13 protein-coding genes are annotated in these 14,449 nt (G+C 63.8%); 3 read left to right on the forward strand and 10 right to left on the reverse strand.

The window, feature by feature from the left end:
- Positions 1-188: 188 nt before the first annotated feature.
- The 5 genes from dnaG to ybiB all read right to left on the reverse strand — a co-directional run bounded on the left by dnaG (position 189) and on the right by ybiB (position 5,401).
- Positions 189-1,985 carry a DNA primase gene (gene dnaG, locus CD932_RS06015; RefSeq protein WP_094441837.1) on the reverse strand — a complete coding sequence of 599 codons (1,797 nt, stop codon included), beginning with the start codon at positions 1,983-1,985 and terminating at the stop codon, positions 189-191.
- Between the two features lie 127 nt (positions 1,986-2,112).
- A complete protein-coding gene (locus CD932_RS06020; RefSeq protein WP_094441838.1) occupies positions 2,113-2,565 on the reverse strand; it encodes a GatB/YqeY domain-containing protein in 453 nt (150 codons plus the stop codon).
- 180 nt (positions 2,566-2,745) lie between these two features.
- Positions 2,746-2,958, reverse strand: coding sequence for a 30S ribosomal protein S21 (rpsU, locus tag CD932_RS06025; protein WP_008451879.1), 213 nt, complete (start codon positions 2,956-2,958; stop codon positions 2,746-2,748).
- A gap of 181 nt (positions 2,959-3,139) precedes the next feature.
- The gene (locus CD932_RS06030; protein WP_094441839.1) at positions 3,140-4,354 is read right to left on the reverse strand and encodes an NAD(P)/FAD-dependent oxidoreductase; all 1,215 of its coding nucleotides are present in this window, start codon (positions 4,352-4,354) and stop codon (positions 3,140-3,142) included.
- A 54-nt stretch (positions 4,355-4,408) separates the two neighbouring features.
- Entirely contained in the window at positions 4,409-5,401 is a 993-nt protein-coding gene (ybiB, locus tag CD932_RS06035) for a DNA-binding protein YbiB (protein WP_094441840.1), read from the reverse strand.
- Positions 5,402-5,636: 235 nt separating this feature from the next.
- Here ybiB and CD932_RS06040 point away from each other — a divergent pair, with 235 nt between their 5' ends.
- Positions 5,637-6,698, forward strand: coding sequence for a 3-deoxy-7-phosphoheptulonate synthase (locus tag CD932_RS06040; RefSeq protein WP_094441841.1), 1,062 nt, complete (start codon positions 5,637-5,639; stop codon positions 6,696-6,698).
- 59 nt (positions 6,699-6,757) lie between these two features.
- On the opposite strand, the gene CD932_RS06045 is transcribed toward CD932_RS06040, so the two are convergent.
- Positions 6,758-7,165 carry a nitrite reductase (NAD(P)H) small subunit gene (locus tag CD932_RS06045; protein WP_141213192.1) on the reverse strand — a complete coding sequence of 136 codons (408 nt, stop codon included), beginning with the start codon at positions 7,163-7,165 and terminating at the stop codon, positions 6,758-6,760.
- 210 nt (positions 7,166-7,375) lie between these two features.
- On the opposite strand from CD932_RS06045, the gene tsaD reads away from it, so the two are divergent.
- Positions 7,376-8,416 carry a tRNA (adenosine(37)-N6)-threonylcarbamoyltransferase complex transferase subunit TsaD gene (gene tsaD / locus CD932_RS06050; protein ID WP_094441843.1) on the forward strand — a complete coding sequence of 347 codons (1,041 nt, stop codon included), beginning with the start codon at positions 7,376-7,378 and terminating at the stop codon, positions 8,414-8,416.
- A 21-nt stretch (positions 8,417-8,437) separates the two neighbouring features.
- Entirely contained in the window at positions 8,438-9,370 is a 933-nt protein-coding gene (locus CD932_RS06055) for a hypothetical protein (RefSeq protein WP_094441844.1), read from the forward strand.
- A gap of 156 nt (positions 9,371-9,526) precedes the next feature.
- Here the strand turns inward: CD932_RS06055 and CD932_RS06060 are convergent, their stop codons facing one another.
- From CD932_RS06060 to CD932_RS06075, 4 genes are all read right to left on the reverse strand, one after another.
- On the reverse strand, positions 9,527-10,765 hold the full coding sequence (locus CD932_RS06060) for a RimK family alpha-L-glutamate ligase (RefSeq protein WP_254926481.1): 1,239 nt from the start codon (positions 10,763-10,765) through the stop codon (positions 9,527-9,529).
- A gap of 13 nt (positions 10,766-10,778) precedes the next feature.
- The gene (locus CD932_RS06065; RefSeq protein ID WP_094441845.1) at positions 10,779-12,221 is read right to left on the reverse strand and encodes a pyridoxal-dependent decarboxylase; all 1,443 of its coding nucleotides are present in this window, start codon (positions 12,219-12,221) and stop codon (positions 10,779-10,781) included.
- 99 nt (positions 12,222-12,320) lie between these two features.
- The gene (locus CD932_RS06070; RefSeq protein ID WP_094441846.1) at positions 12,321-13,796 is read right to left on the reverse strand and encodes a TIGR01777 family oxidoreductase; all 1,476 of its coding nucleotides are present in this window, start codon (positions 13,794-13,796) and stop codon (positions 12,321-12,323) included.
- Positions 13,793-14,437, reverse strand: coding sequence for a DUF4166 domain-containing protein (locus CD932_RS06075; protein WP_094441847.1), 645 nt, complete (start codon positions 14,435-14,437; stop codon positions 13,793-13,795). Before CD932_RS06075 ends, CD932_RS06070 begins: the two co-directional genes overlap by 4 nt.
- Positions 14,438-14,449: the final 12 nt, after the last annotated feature.

Raw genomic sequence — 14,449 nt, forward strand, 5'->3', positions numbered from 1 at the left:
CTGGCGCGATACCACCGCCAGCTGGCCCTGGCTGCCGACGCGATTCCAGCGCCGATCAAGAGCCTAACTTACTGAAAACAAACACTATTTACGATCAGAACGAGCTTGCCAAAGCACACAATACTTAGCATTTGATTATAGCACGCGAAAAATGTTTTTCCAGTCCACACAATATCCTACAGGAAACATTACCGATTTACCAATTCCGCATCGCGCTGACGTTCCAGCTCACTCTGCTCCTGCATGATTTCGCGGTAGCGTACACCAATTTTCTCCGATGGCAAACCCGACGCAAACAATTGCTGCAATTCCGCCTTCAGGGCGTTCAGCTTGATCTCGCGGATGGTGCTGACCAGCCACGATTGCTCGCTGTCAAAATCCGATTCGCTGCCGGCGGCGATCTCGCCGATGATCTCGTCGTACTCGCTGCCCAGTTCCTTCAATTGCTGGGCCAGCGCGGCAAAACTGCCGTGCTCGCCCAGCGCCTGGCCCACGCCCACCAGATGCCCCAGGCTGTGCGCCGCATCCGGCCCCAGATGCTGGAAGGCGGCCAGCGCCGCTGCGTCGATCTGCAGGCTCAAGGGCGGATGGGCCACCAGCATGCGCATGATCTTCAGTTCCAGCCCCACCGGCACCGGACGGCCCGACTTCGGCGGCGCGCGGCGCGCCACGGCGACCGGCCTGGCCAGCTCGAACAAGGCCTCGATCTCGGCCGGCGTGGACTGCGTCAGTTGCGCCAGTCCACGCACGATCTGCAAGCGCAGGGACGACGGCGTCATCAGTTGCAACAGCGGCTTGGCGTCGAATTGGACACGCGCGCGGCCTTCCGGTTCCGACAGATCGTGCTCGCCCGAGACTTCTTTCAGCAGGAACTGCGACAGCGGCATCGCCTCATGCACCTGCCGCTCGAAGCCTTCGGCGCCAAATTCCCGGATATAACTGTCCGGATCGTGCTCGGACGGCAGGAACAGGAACTTGATGGTTTTATTATCCGACACATGCGGCAAGCTGGCCTCGAGCGCGCGGCGGGCGGCGCGGCGGCCGGCCTTGTCGCCATCGAAACTGAAAATCACGTTATCGGTCTGGCGCAGCAGTTTTTGCACGTGGGTCGGGGTGCATGCCGTGCCTAGGGTGGCCACCGCTTGCGGAAAGCCCATCTGCGCCAGCGCGACCACATCCATATAGCCTTCCGTCACCAGCACATAACCGGCGTCGCGGATCGCCTGGCGCGCCTCGAACAAGCCATATAGTTCGAATCCCTTGGAAAACAAGGGGGTTTCCGGGGAATTCAAGTATTTCGGTTCACCATGGTCGAGCACCCGGCCGCCAAAGGCGATCACCTGGCCCTTGGTATTGCGGATCGGGAACATGATGCGTTCACGGAAACGGTCGTAGCGCTTGCGGTGATTGCCCTCTTCATCGACCTTGTCGATCACCAGCCCCGCTTCGACCAGCGCCACCACTTCGTAGTCGGCAAACACGGAACGCAGGTTATCCCAGCCGCCAGGCGCATATCCCATGCCGAAGCGAGCGGCCACTTCGCCGGTCAGGCCACGATTCTTGAGGTAGGCGATGGCGTCGGGCGCGTGGCGCAACTGGCCGCGGTAATAATCGCAGGCCTGCGTCATGGCGTCGGACAAAGCCAGGCTTTGCGCCTGAATCTGCGCGCGCTGGGCCGGCGGGATTTTATCGTCCGCTTCCGGCACCACCATGCCAACGTTCTGCGCCAGATCCTTGACGGCATCGACAAAGCCCATGCCCGAATACTCGATCAAAAAGCCGATCGAGGTGCCATGCGCGCCGCAGCCGAAGCAGTGATAAAACTGCTTGGTCGGGCTGACGGTAAAGCTGGGCGACTTTTCACTGTGAAACGGGCACAGGCCCATGAAGTTCGCGCCACCTTTTTTCAACTGCACATAGCGCCCGACGACATCGACGATGTCGACGCGGTTGAGCAAATCGGAAATGAAAGATTGAGGTATCACTGGCGAGGGCGGTCTTGTTATAGGTCAGACTATACTACCGCACGCGGCCGGATGTTGATCCTGGTCAACGTGTGGCGCTGCGGCTGCCAGCGTGGTTGCCGGCAGCCGTTATTGCTGAAGATATGGCTTACGCGGCCGGCGTCAAGGCCTTTTTGACCAGTGCCGAAACGACGGTCATGTCGGCGCGGCCGGCGAGCTTCGGCTTGACGATGGCCATCACCTTGCCCATGTCTTGCGGGCCGGCGGCGCCCGAGGCGGCCACGGCGGCAGCCACTTCAGCGGCCACTTCCTCGTCCGACAGGCCGGCAGGCATATAGCCGGCCAGGTGCACCAGTTCGGCTTTTTCGATGTCGGCCAGGTCGGCCCGGCCGCCGGCTTCGAATTGGGTGATCGAATCCTTGCGCTGCTTGATCATCTTTTCAACGATGGCCGTCACCTGCGCGTCCGTCAGCTCGATGCGCTCGTCGACTTCCTTGCGCTTGATTTCAGCGAGCAGCAGGCGAATGGTGCCCAGCTTGCCCGTTTCCTTGGCGCGCATGGCATTTTTCATGTCTTCGGTAATTTGTTCTTTCAAGCTCATGGCAATCCTCGTTATTGGTGTGGTGGGCAACGCAGGTGCGCAGGCCACAAAAGCGAAAACCCGCCGCGGCGAACCGGAGCGGGTATGCGACTCATCTGAAGCAGTGCTCCAGGCGAATCAAAACAAAACCCGTGGCGAACAATGCGCCGTGCTACCCGGGTTGGTTCTGACTGGACAGTCTTAGAATAATTTTTTCGGCAGTTGTTGGCTGCGGATGCGTTTGTAATGACGCTTGACAGCAGCTGCCAGCTTGCGCTTGCGCTCAGCTGTTGGCTTTTCGTAGAATTCGCGTGCGCGCAATTCGGTCAGCAGACCCGTTTTTTCGATGGTGCGTTTGAAGCGACGCATTGCGACTTCGAACGGCTCGTTTTCTTTAAGGCGAATAGTGGTCATGTAAAATTCAAACCGTTGAGGTGGTGTATAGGAAGAGGTAGATAGTAGCAGCTTTTATCGGAAAAAGAAAGCCCTCCCCCGCTTGCGCCTGGGATACAGCCTTGGCAGGCCGTGCGGCTGTGGTGTAAACCACGCAATAATGGGACGCGCTGTAGCGTCCGCTTATTCTACCGCAAGTGCTTTATTGCAGCGCCACCCCGGCAGCCACGCCCGAGGCCCAGGCCCACTGGAAGTTGTAGCCGCCCAGCCAGCCCGTCACGTCGACCGATTCGCCGATAAAATACAGGCCCGGCACCTTGTTGGCCATCATGGTCTGCTGCGACAGCTCGCGCGTATCGATGCCGCCGCGCGTCACTTCGGCCTTGCGATAGCCTTCCGAGCCGTTCGGCACGATGGACCAGGCATTGATGGCCTGGCCCAGCTTGCGCAGTTGCGCGTCGGGCATGTCGGCGATGCGCGCGTCCGCCGCCAGGCCGTTGACGGCCAGCAGGCAGTCGGCCAGGCGCTCCGGCAGCCATTGCGAGACGATATTGCCCAGCTGCTTTTTCAGGCTGCCCTTGCCTTCGATCAGGGTTTGCGCCACATCCACTTCCGGCAGCAGGTTGATGACGATCGCCGTGCCGGGCTGCCAGAAACTGGAGATTTGCAAAATGGCCGGGCCGGACAAGCCGCGATGGGTGAACAACAAGTCTTCGCGGAAACGCGCGCCGCTCGGCTTGCGCCCTTTCAGGCTGCCCGTTTCCACGTCCACTTCCAGGGCAATGCCCGACAATGGCGCAAACGGCGCCCAGCTGGCCGGATCGAACGTCAGCGGCACCAGCGCCGGGCGCGGCTCGACCAGGTTGAGTCCGAACTGGCTGGCGATGCGGTAGGCGAAATCGGTGGCGCCGATCTTCGGAATCGACAGGCCGCCCGTGGCGACCACCACATTGGCCGCCTCGATCTCGCCGCTGTCGGTATGCAGCACAAAGCCGCCGTCATCCTGGCGCGCCACGCTGTCGATCTTGCACGGCATGCGCCAGTGCACGTCGCCGGCAGCGCATTCGTCCTTGAGCATCTCGATGATCTGCTCGGCCGAGTCATTGCAGAACTGCTGGCCCTTGTGCTTCTCGTGGTAGCCGATGCGGTGTTTTTTGACCAGCGCGAGGAAATCCTGCGGCGTGTAGCGCGACAGCGCGCTCTTGCAGAAATGCGGGTTATCCGACAAAAAATGCTGCGGGCCGGCGTGGATATTCGTGAAATTGCAGCGCCCGCCGCCCGAGATGCGGATTTTCTCGGCCAGCTTGGTCGCGTGATCGATCACCACCACGCGCTTGCCCTGCCGGGCGGCCACCGCCGCACACATCATGCCGGCCGCGCCCGCGCCGATCACTGCCACATCAAATTGTTTTGCCATAAAGAATTCCGGTCACCGCTGATTACAAAGCGCCATTGTAAACGGCGCAGGCCATCAGGCGGCGGCGCTTGCAATCTTGCTCGACGCCATCAGGCATTGCGCCACCTGTTCCGCGATCGATGGCGGCACGGCAATGGCGCCGGCCAGCACTTGTTCGATCCAGGCGGCGGTGGTGGCCGCGTCGCGCTCCAAAGGCAGGTCCGGCAACTGCTCGACCAGCAACTGCTTTTCCACCAGCACCGTGCGCTGCTGCTCGTGGAACCAGTCGATCTGCTGCGCCTTGTTGGCGTTGGCCACCGTTTCGCCTTCCGTGCCGCGCATCAGGAAGGCATCGCCGCGTCCGCCTGGCGCTGCCGTGATGAAATATTCGCCGAGCATTTCCAGGTATTCCGGGTGCGTATACGACACCAGGCGCAGCGCCGGGCCCGCAAACGGCTGCATGATTTTCACCAGGGTATGGGTGGAATTGCGCACACCCAATATGCGGCGCAGCGACAACAGATGGGAAAGTTTGGGCGCCAGGGTGGCGATCGGCATGAAGGCGACCGCGCCGCGCGCCATCGCCTCTTGCGCCTGCTGATGGCTGTCGCAGGCGGGCACGCCCAGCGCGGCCAGCACTTCGGCAGTCGTCACGCGGCCCACGTCAAGCGTCACGCCATGCACCAGCACCGGTACGCCGGCACGCGCCAGCAGCAGCGCCAGCAAGGCCGTCAGATTGGCCATCTTGCGCGCGCCGTTATAGCTGGGAATGACGATCGGCGCATACGGCCCGCCTGGCGCTTGCAACGGCGCAAACGCGGCTTCGGCGGCGTCGAGGAAACCGGCGATCTCGTCCACGGATTCGCCCTTGATGCGCATCGAGAGCAAAATGCCGCCCAGCTCCAGGTCGGACACGCGACCATCGAGCATGGCGCGGTACAGGGCAAAGGCGTCGTCACGCGTCATGCTGCGCGCGCCGTTCTTGCCACGGCCAATTTCCTTGATAAAGCGGGCGGCGGGAAACGGCTCGCCGGCCACGTCGGTATGGGGGATGGATACGGTAGTCATGGCGCCAGCTTACACGCAAAGCGCCCGCCCATCCTGCGCGCACCCCCACTTTGGCGGCGATGCCACAGTCTCTGGCGTTGCATATCAACAACATATATGCGCTGTAAAGGCGCTGGACAGACGCACAAAAAACGGGCCGGCCACAGCTATCTTGCCCCGCAAATAACCGCCAGGTTCCATTTCCGCTACACTACCAGGTCTTGAAGAATGCAATAGTGAAAGCCCAGCCAGAATCATGAATACGCCAGACATCGAAAATATCAACGTCACTTCCTTCGCGGCCATGCCCACGCCGGCCGAACTGCACGCCAGGCTGCCGCTGTCGGCCAGCGCCTTCGACACCGTCAACCGCGGCCGCGAAGCATTGCGCGACATCATCGACCGCAAGGACCAGCGCCTGTTCGTCGTCGTCGGTCCGTGCTCGATCCACGATCCGGTGGCCGGCCTCGATTACGCGCGCCGCCTGAAAGCGCTGCAAGAGGAAGTCAAGGACACGATGCTGCTGGTAATGCGCGTGTATTTCGAAAAACCGCGCACCACCACCGGCTGGAAAGGCTATATCAACGACCCGTACATGGACGACTCGTTCAAGGTCAACGAAGGCATGGAAAAGGCGCGCCAGTTCCTGCTCGACGTGTGCGAACTGGGCATGCCCACCGCCACCGAAGCGCTGGACCCGATTTCGCCGCAATACCTGGGCGACCTGATCGCCTGGACGGCGATAGGCGCGCGCACCACCGAATCGCAGACCCACCGCGAAATGTCGTCGGGCCTGTCGACACCGGTCGGCTTCAAGAACGGCACCGATGGCGACATCAGCATCGCCGTCAATGCGATTTTGTCGTCGGCCCATCCGCACTCCTTCCTGGGCATTAACAGCGAAGGCAATGTGTCGATCGTGCGCACGCGCGGCAACGCCTACGGCCACGTGGTGCTGCGCGGCGGCGACGGCCGTCCGAACTACGACTCGGTGTCGATCGCGATCGCCGAACAGGCGCTGGCCAAGGCCAAGCTGCCGGCCAACCTGGTGGTCGACTGCTCGCACGCGAACAGCTACAAAAAGCCGGAACTGCAGCCGCTGGTCATGGCCGATGTTATCCACCAGATCGTGCAGGGCAACCGCTCGCTGGTGGGCGTGATGATCGAATCGAATATCGTCAGTGGCAACCAGAAGATCCCGCAAGACCTGTCCCAGCTGACCTATGGCTGCTCGGTGACCGACGGCTGCATCGACTGGGAGACGACGGCGACCATGCTGCGCGACGCGCATGCGCATTTGCTGAACCGCCCCAAATAAGCGATTCTCAGCTCACTGAAACGGCGCCGCGTGCGCCGTTTTTTTCGCCTTTTCCTTCCTCACGCCATCTGCACGTGCGGCAGCAGCGCGAACGAGCCGGCCAAGGCTTGTTCGGCCTTGCTGGCCGGGACATTGAGTTCCTTCAGGTCGAGGTAGATGCGCCCGTCCAGCAGGCGCACCGCATACATGCGCGCCATCGCCTGCACCGGCGCGACCAGGCGGCCCGAATCGAGTTCGATGATCCAGCTGTTCTTCGGCCCGATCAGGTTTTTCTCCATCAGCACGCCGTGCGCCAGCGGGCCACCCAGGCACGGCACCGTGTCGAGCAGCGCATAGACCATATCGTCGGCCGCGCGAAACAGCGCCACGCCCGGCAAGTCCTGCCAGGCCAGGCCGCGCTGCACCATGCGCGGCCCCGTCAGGGGCATGTCCTTCAGGCGGCATATCATTTTCCATTGTTCTGGCATCACAAGCTCCCGGGAGAAAAGCACAACTGATCCATAAGCAAGAGCGGTGCCAGTGCAGCAATGGCGCCGGCACCGGGCCATCGCGCGCGCAGGCCGCGATGCGCGCACTGCGCAAGTGCACACTGCCGCCGAAATGGTGCGCCGGCGGCCAGGCTGGCGCGGCCGCTTTCCTTTACAATGGCGGATTACTCCCCCTACTTTGCCCCTTCCATGATTGTTCTTGGCGTCGAATCCTCCTGTGACGAAACCGGCCTGGCCCTGTACGACACCGACCGCGGCCTGCTGTCGCATGCCCTTTATTCACAGGTCGCCATGCACGAACAGTATGGCGGCGTGGTGCCGGAACTGGCCTCGCGCGACCATATCCGCCGGGCCATTCCGCTGCTGGGCGAAGCCTTGGCCAGGGCCGGCATCGCCCTGGCGCAGATCGACGCCATCGCCTATACCCAGGGTCCCGGCCTGGCCGGCGCGCTGCTGGTGGGCTCATCCGTGGCCTGCAGCCTGGGCCTGGCGCTCGACAAGCCGGTGCTGGGCATCCATCACCTGGAAGGCCATCTGCTGTCGCCGCTGCTGGCGCCTGACGCGCCCGAGTTCCCGTTTATCGCCCTGCTGGTGTCGGGCGGCCATACGCAGCTGATGCGCGTCGATGGCGTGGGCCAGTACACCATGCTCGGTGAAACGCTGGACGACGCGGCCGGCGAGGCGTTCGACAAGTCGGCCAAGCTGCTCGGTCTCGGTTACCCCGGCGGACCGGCCATTTCGCGCCTGGCCGAATTCGGCGACCCGCTGGCGTATAAACTGCCACGCCCGATGATGCATTCGAAGGACTTCAATTTCAGCTTTTCCGGCCTGAAAACGGCCGTGCTGACGGTGGTGAAAAACCACGAGGAAAAAGTCATCGCCAATATCTGCGAGCAGGACAAGGCCGATATCGCACGCGGCTTTGTCGACGCCATCGTCGACGTGCTGACCGCCAAATGCGTGTCGGCCCTCAAGCACACGGGCTTGAAACGGCTGGTGATCGCCGGCGGCGTGGGCGCCAACGCCCAGCTGCGCGCCTCGCTCGACGCGGCGGCGGCAAAAAAACGCTTCAAGGTGTATTACCCGGAACTGGAGTTCTGCACCGATAACGGCGCCATGATCGCCTTTGCCGGCGCCATGCGCCTGCAGATCAACCCGAACGCGGCCAAGCGAGATTATGCCTTCAATGTGCGGCCACGCTGGCCGCTCGACGAAATTCGCGAAATCTGACGCGCGAGACCAGAGAACGCCATGATCGTCGCCGCCAATGCCGTGCAGTGGGACCAGCTGTACGACTTGCCGCTGCTCGAGCGCCTGGGGCCGGCACAGCCGGAAATCATCAACCATGTCACCGCGGTCAATCTCGCCCTGAACGTGGCCGAGCGTCCTTGCTCGACCGAGGTCGATGCCGCTTTCCAGGACGACGTGCGCGCGGCGATGGCCGCCATGCCGGCGTCGGTGCAGGCGCTGCTCGACGGCGTGCTGCTGGGCGTGCGCTATGCGCGCCAGCTCGGTTCGTCCGCCATCAGCGATATCGTCGTCAGCTTTGAGGGCGTGATCCTGGGCGTGGTGGTGGCGCTCGATGTCGAGGCGTTCGAGTCGCGCACGGCCAATGCCTGGGCCACATGGAAGGAAAATACGCCGTTCGCGCCGAAGGATGGTTACAAGCTGAGCGCACAAATCGCGCAGCCCGAGGACGACAACCGCCAGGGCGCGCTGCAATACCTGCTGCTGCATGAATTCGGCCATGTGCTCTCGGCCGGCCGGGGCCTGCTGCATGACTGGTGGCTCGACGCGCAGTCGCTGCGCGGCGCCGATGACTACCATTACCTGCCGCTGGCCTGGCGGATCGATGCAGAGAAAAAGGTCGTGCCGCTGGCGGACAACGAGTTTGCGCTACGTGGCGAGATTGTCTACTACCATGGCGCGCGGCTGGCCGGCAGCCAGATGGCGCACGCCTATGCCCAGCTGGAGCAAACGAACTTCGCCACCCTGTACGCCGCCACCAGCGTGCACGAGGATTTTGCCGAATCGTTCGCCAGCTATGTGCATGCCGTCATGCTCGGCAAACCGCAGGCGATTCGTATCGAAAAGGACGGCGCACTGCTGCTGCAGTTCGACGGCTACTGGGAGGCGCCGCGCAGCGCGGCCAAGCGCGCGCTGCTGGCGCGGCTGCTGGACTAAGTAAGTACACATAAATTCTTGTAAATTCTGACTTCCATAACCGGCGCTCTGCGGCGTTGCCCGCTGCTCGCAGTACCCGCACTGCGTCGCATCGGGCGCCTTGCAGCGCATCCGGTTCTGTTCGTCATAATCTCACAATAATTTCTTGGTACTTACTTAGGCGCCGCTTGCCGCCCTGGCCAGCATGGCGCGAAACGCCGCGAATACTTTCTGCATGGCCGGCCGCTTGTACGGGTACATTTCCTCGGCGTCCATCGCGTGCACGATCATCGCGTTGTCCGCTTCAAACACCAGCAGTTCGCCGTCGCGCGTCTCGGCGCAGTCGATGCCGAGATACGGCATGCCCATGCGCGCATCGATGGCCTGGAAAGCCTGCGCGTGGCGGCGCGCGAACTGTTCGTCAAACTGCGCCATGATGCGCGCCTCTTCCTCGCGCTTGACCGCGCTTTCGTCCATGCCCGCGTTCAGGTAATGGATCATCCAGTGCGACGACACCGCAAAGTGGCAGATATAGGGCCGGCCATCGATCAGGGCAATGCGGTATTTGCGGAACTGGCCATCCATGTTGCGGTAGTCGACAAAGCGAGCGATATAAAAGCGTTCGGCATCGACCTTTTGCAGATACCCCCGCAGGTCGGCAACGCTGGCGATCCTTTCCAGGTCGTGGCCAGCGTGCGAGCCGAGCGGGCGCACGATCAGCGGAAAATCATCGCCCGGCAGCAGCGCATCGACCTGCAGCTCGCCACTGGCCAGCGCTTCGAGCTGGGCGCGGACCAGGCGCGCCGTGCGCGGCATGGCCACGCCGGGCACATCCTGCAGCCGCGCGCACAGGCCGTCGCGCGAGGTATGCGCGATATGCTCCGGCAGGTTGACCACCGGGCGCGGCCACTCGAACAGAAACGCCGCCAGGCGCGCCAGTAACGGTTGATTGGCGTCCGATTCGGCCACCGCCACCAGCAGCACATCGTGCTCGGGCACTTCCTCGGGAAACACGCTGTCGGCGCTCAGGTACAGCAAATCGATGGCCACGTCGGACTGCTCCAGGAGGAATTCGATCGGCGTATTCGACATCAGATCACCGGGCCCCATCACCACCAGCAGTGTGAGGCCGGGGCCGGGGCCGGGCTGCGCCGCCTGCGCGGGCAGGCTGTACCACTGCTGCAGTTCGATCGCCTGCGCCTGCACCGCCAGCGCCAGCTCGCGCTGGCCCTTCAGTTGCAGCACGGTCGAAAAATCGAGCCAGGCATGGGCATCATCGGCATGCGCCTGGGCGCGCGCCAGCAGCGCTTCGCCCAGCGGCGCCAGGTCCTGCTGCAAAAAGGCCAGGCGCATCAGGGGCGCGAGGCCAATCAGCGGCGCATGGGGGGTGCAAGCCTGTCGCATCAAATCAGTCATGGTGTTTCCGGAGTCAGGAAAGGCGCGCCGCGCCAAAGCGCAGCACGGCGTCGACCAGCGCGTCGATATCGTGCGCGCGCGTGCGGTGGTTGACGATGGCGGCGCGGATCGCCAGCTGGCCGTCAATGGTGGTGGTCGATGGCGCGGCGATGCCCGATTCATGCAGGTCGGCGACGATCTCGCGGTTGAAGGAGTCGCTGTCGCCCCCTGGCACGCCGCAGTGGCGCAAGCACACGATATTGAGCGTGACGGGCGCCAGCAGTTCCAGCTCGGGCGTCGCCTGCACGCGCGCTGCCAGGTAGCGCGCCAGCGCGCAGGTGTGGGCGATGGCCGCGCCCATGCGCTCGGCGCCATGTACCTTGAAGGTAAACCAGGTTTTCAGGGCGCGAAAGCCGCGCGACAGGTCGGGGCCGAAGTCGCACGGCCACGGCGAGCCGCCGGCCAGGCCGCGTGCCTCGCGGCGCAGATAGGCGGCCGGCGCGGCAAACGCCGCCAGATGGCGCGCACCGTCGCGCACCAGCAGAAAGCCCGCGTCATACGGCACCTGCCCCCATTTGTGAAAATCGAAGGCCAGCGAATCGGCCAGCTCGATGCCGGCCAGCAGCGGCGCCACCTCGGGCGAGAGCATGCCCAGCGCGCCATAGGCGCCGTCGACGTGGAACCACAGTTTTTCACGCGCGGCCAGCGCCGCCAGCGCCGTCAAGTCGTCGATGGCGCCCGTATCGACGGTGCCGGCCGTGCCGGCGATAAAGAACGGCTTCAGGCCGGCCGCGCGGTCCAGCGCGATCGCCTGCGCCAACGCGGCCACATCGATCTGCTGCCTGCCATTGACGGCGATGCGGCGCAACGATGCCGTGCCCAAGCCGGACAAATCCATCGCCTGGGCGATGCAGCCATGGGCGGCGGCCGAAGTGTAGGCTACCAGCGGCGCGTTCTTGACGCCACCCTGGCGCGCGGCCACGCCCAGCGCCTGGGTGCGCGCTACCAAAAGGCCCATCAGGTTGGCCATCGAGGTGCCGGTGACGAACACGCCGCTGGCCGTGTCGGGAAAGGTGAACAGTTCGCGCATCCAGCGGCAAATCTGGCGTTCCACTTCCACCGGCATCTGGCTGCGCCCGCCCACATTGGCGTTCAGGCCGGCGGCCAGCATCTCGGCCAGCATGCCGACCGGCGTGCCGCCGCCATGCACCCAGCCCATGAAACCGGGGTGGACATTGCCCACCGCGTAGGGCAGCACGTCGTGCATGAAGGTGGCGTGGGCGTCGGCCAGTTCGCCTGGCGCGCGCGGCAGCGGCTCGCCAAAGCTGGCGCGCGCCGTGGCCGGCGCCGGTTGCCAGACGGGGCGCGTGCGTATCTGCTGCGCATAGTCGAGCATGTCGTCGAGCATGCGATGGCTTTGCGCGCGGAAGGCGTCCCAGTCTTGCGGGTCGAGAGAATCAGGGTCAGGCGGCAACATGGTAGCCCAGTACAGGAAGTTGATCGATTATCGCACCGCGCAGCCATCGCGTGGCGTCCTTGTCGCGACTTTACGGTTGCTGTGTGCGCCTGCGCGGCCCTATTCCAGGCTGCGCAGCGCCTCTTCCAACCCGGGATGGCGAAACACGAAGCCGTCGGCCAGCAGCCGGCGCGGCGCCACGCGCTGGCCTTCGACCAGCAGGTCGGCCTGTTCGCCCAGCAAGGCGCGCATCACAAAAGCCGGCGTCGGCATGAATGACGGGCGCCGCAGCACTTTGGCGGCGAGCCGCGCAAAGTCACCCTGGCGCAGCGCCTCCGGTGCGCAGAAGTTCCAGGCGCCGTTGATGTTGTCAACTGCGCTACCGTCTTCGCTGCGGCGCGCCAGGTGGGCGATGCCGCGTATCACATCGTGCACATGCACCCACGACAGCCACTGCCGGCCACTGCCCAGCGGCCCGCCGACGCCCAGGCGTATCGGCAGCAGCATCTGCGGCAAGGAACCCTGGTGGCCAAATACCAGGCCAAAGCGCATGCAAGCGACCTGCACGCCATATTGCCCGGCGCCTTGCGCGGCTGTTTCCCATTCACTGCACAGCTGCGACATGAAGATCGCTTGCGGGTTGCTGTCCTCGGCGAGCTCGGTATCGTCGCCCTGCGGCTGCACGCCGTAGTAGCCGATGGCCGACGCCGACAGCAGCACGCGCGGCTTGTGGCTGGCGTGCGCGATCCAGGCGATTACCTGCTGCGTCAGGCCGATGCGGCTGCGGCGCAAGGCGGCCTTGCGGGCCTCGGTCCAGCGCGCGCCGACGATGCGCGCGCCGGCCAGGTTGACCACCATGTCGATGCGTTCAGCATCACGCAGATCGGCCATGGCCGTAATGCAGCGCACCTTGCCATCGAACGTCCACGCCGCCTGCCTGGCCTGGCGCGTCAGTACCGTCACGGCGTGGCCATCGGCCAGCAAGGCGGCGACCAGCTGCTGGCCGATAAAGCCGGTGGCGCCCGTCACCAGCACCTGTTGCGGCGCGCTGGCGAAACGGATCGCCTCCACTGTGCGGCCCCCTTGTTTCACGCGTTTTCCCAGCTGCCAGGCCGCGTAGCCGTCGCGCAGGCCCGACAAACCCACGCCCACGCCGCACAGGGCCAGGAACACGCTGAGCCAGCCGTAAGGCTGCCACACCAGCGCCGTCGGCAGGCTGCCCCAATCGGCGCTATTGATGGCCAGCAAGGCGATAAAGGCGCCGGCATTGATCGCCAGCACCGTGTGCGTGACCCGCTCGGTGGCCGGCAGCAAGCGCGTGCGGTCTTCGACGACGAAGTCCCACAAGGTCAACACGATCTCCACGCTGAACACGATCACCAGCACCCAGGCCCAGGCGCCATGCCACTGCCAGGACGACAGGCCGGCAAACAGCAGGCTGTAGATCAGCGCGCGCACCGAATGGATGGCCAGTTCCAGCCGCGCCGACTTCTTTTGCGGCAGCGCCTCGGTGATCTCATGGTGGTAGATGGTGTCAAAGGCGCCCAGGCAGCCTTGAGCCGCCATCAGTTGCAGGGCCAGCAGATGCGTATTCATGGTGTATCCTTGTCGGTGTCGGGGCCGGCCGCTTCGCGAAACACGCCGACCTGGGTAAAGGTAGTGCCGAACAGGGCGTGGCGGATCTCGATGCGGATATTGAATTGCTGCCGGTTGTCGTTGCGGTGGCACAAATAGGTCTTGCCGGGCGTGAGCAGGCCGGGCAGCGGCATGCGCCAGCCGAACAGGTCGAGAAAATAGCCGTCGCTGGTAAAGTACAGATTGCCTTCGCGGATATCGAGCACCAGCTTCATGCCCAGTCCCATGCCCACGTATTCGAGCACCTCGCCTTTTTCGCTCTCGGCCATATAGGACGTGAAGCGTATCGGTTTGCGCTGGTGCAGGCGATAGGTGCGCTGCTTGAAAATGTGCGGGCAACCGGGGCGCGAATAGACTTCGATATCGACCGGAACATCGTGATCGTCATGCGGAATCAGCGCGCCGTTGATAAACGGCCGCGTGATCCAGCCCAGCAGTTTGCCCAGGCGCGAGCTGCTGAGTTCACTGAGTTCGCCCCGGTAGTACAAGGGCTGGCCCGGCGCCGGATTTTTTTCGAAGCGGCGGCGGATATCGGGGTGCAGGTTCAGCCACGCATCGCCCATGACCTTCCTGAACAGTTCGCCTTCGGACGGTGCGTTCATGATTGGGCCTTT

This window comes from Janthinobacterium sp. PC23-8 (assembly GCF_002250505.1).
GTDB lineage: Bacteria > Pseudomonadota > Gammaproteobacteria > Burkholderiales > Burkholderiaceae_D > Janthinobacterium.

Excerpts from the sequence above, each read along its gene's own strand:
- CD932_RS06040 (WP_094441841.1), top strand. The coding sequence starts at position 5,637 with ATGAATACGCCAGACATCGAAAATATCAACGTCACTTCCTTCGCGGCC.
- CD932_RS06030 (WP_094441839.1), bottom strand. The coding sequence starts at position 4,354 with ATGGCAAAACAATTTGATGTGGCAGTGATCGGCGCGGGCGCGGCCGGC.
- CD932_RS06075 (WP_094441847.1), bottom strand. The coding sequence starts at position 14,437 with ATGAACGCACCGTCCGAAGGCGAACTGTTCAGGAAGGTCATGGGCGAT.
- CD932_RS06070 (WP_094441846.1), bottom strand. The coding sequence starts at position 13,796 with ATGAATACGCATCTGCTGGCCCTGCAACTGATGGCGGCTCAAGGCTGC.
- CD932_RS06065 (WP_094441845.1), bottom strand. The coding sequence starts at position 12,221 with ATGTTGCCGCCTGACCCTGATTCTCTCGACCCGCAAGACTGGGACGCC.
- CD932_RS06055 (WP_094441844.1), top strand. The coding sequence starts at position 8,438 with ATGATCGTCGCCGCCAATGCCGTGCAGTGGGACCAGCTGTACGACTTG.
- tsaD (WP_094441843.1), top strand. The coding sequence starts at position 7,376 with ATGATTGTTCTTGGCGTCGAATCCTCCTGTGACGAAACCGGCCTGGCC.
- CD932_RS06020 (WP_094441838.1), bottom strand. The coding sequence starts at position 2,565 with ATGAGCTTGAAAGAACAAATTACCGAAGACATGAAAAATGCCATGCGC.
- CD932_RS06045 (WP_141213192.1), bottom strand. The coding sequence starts at position 7,165 with ATGCCAGAACAATGGAAAATGATATGCCGCCTGAAGGACATGCCCCTG.
- CD932_RS06060 (WP_254926481.1), bottom strand. The coding sequence starts at position 10,765 with ATGACTGATTTGATGCGACAGGCTTGCACCCCCCATGCGCCGCTGATT.
- ybiB (WP_094441840.1), bottom strand. The coding sequence starts at position 5,401 with ATGACTACCGTATCCATCCCCCATACCGACGTGGCCGGCGAGCCGTTT.
- rpsU (WP_008451879.1), bottom strand. The coding sequence starts at position 2,958 with ATGACCACTATTCGCCTTAAAGAAAACGAGCCGTTCGAAGTCGCAATG.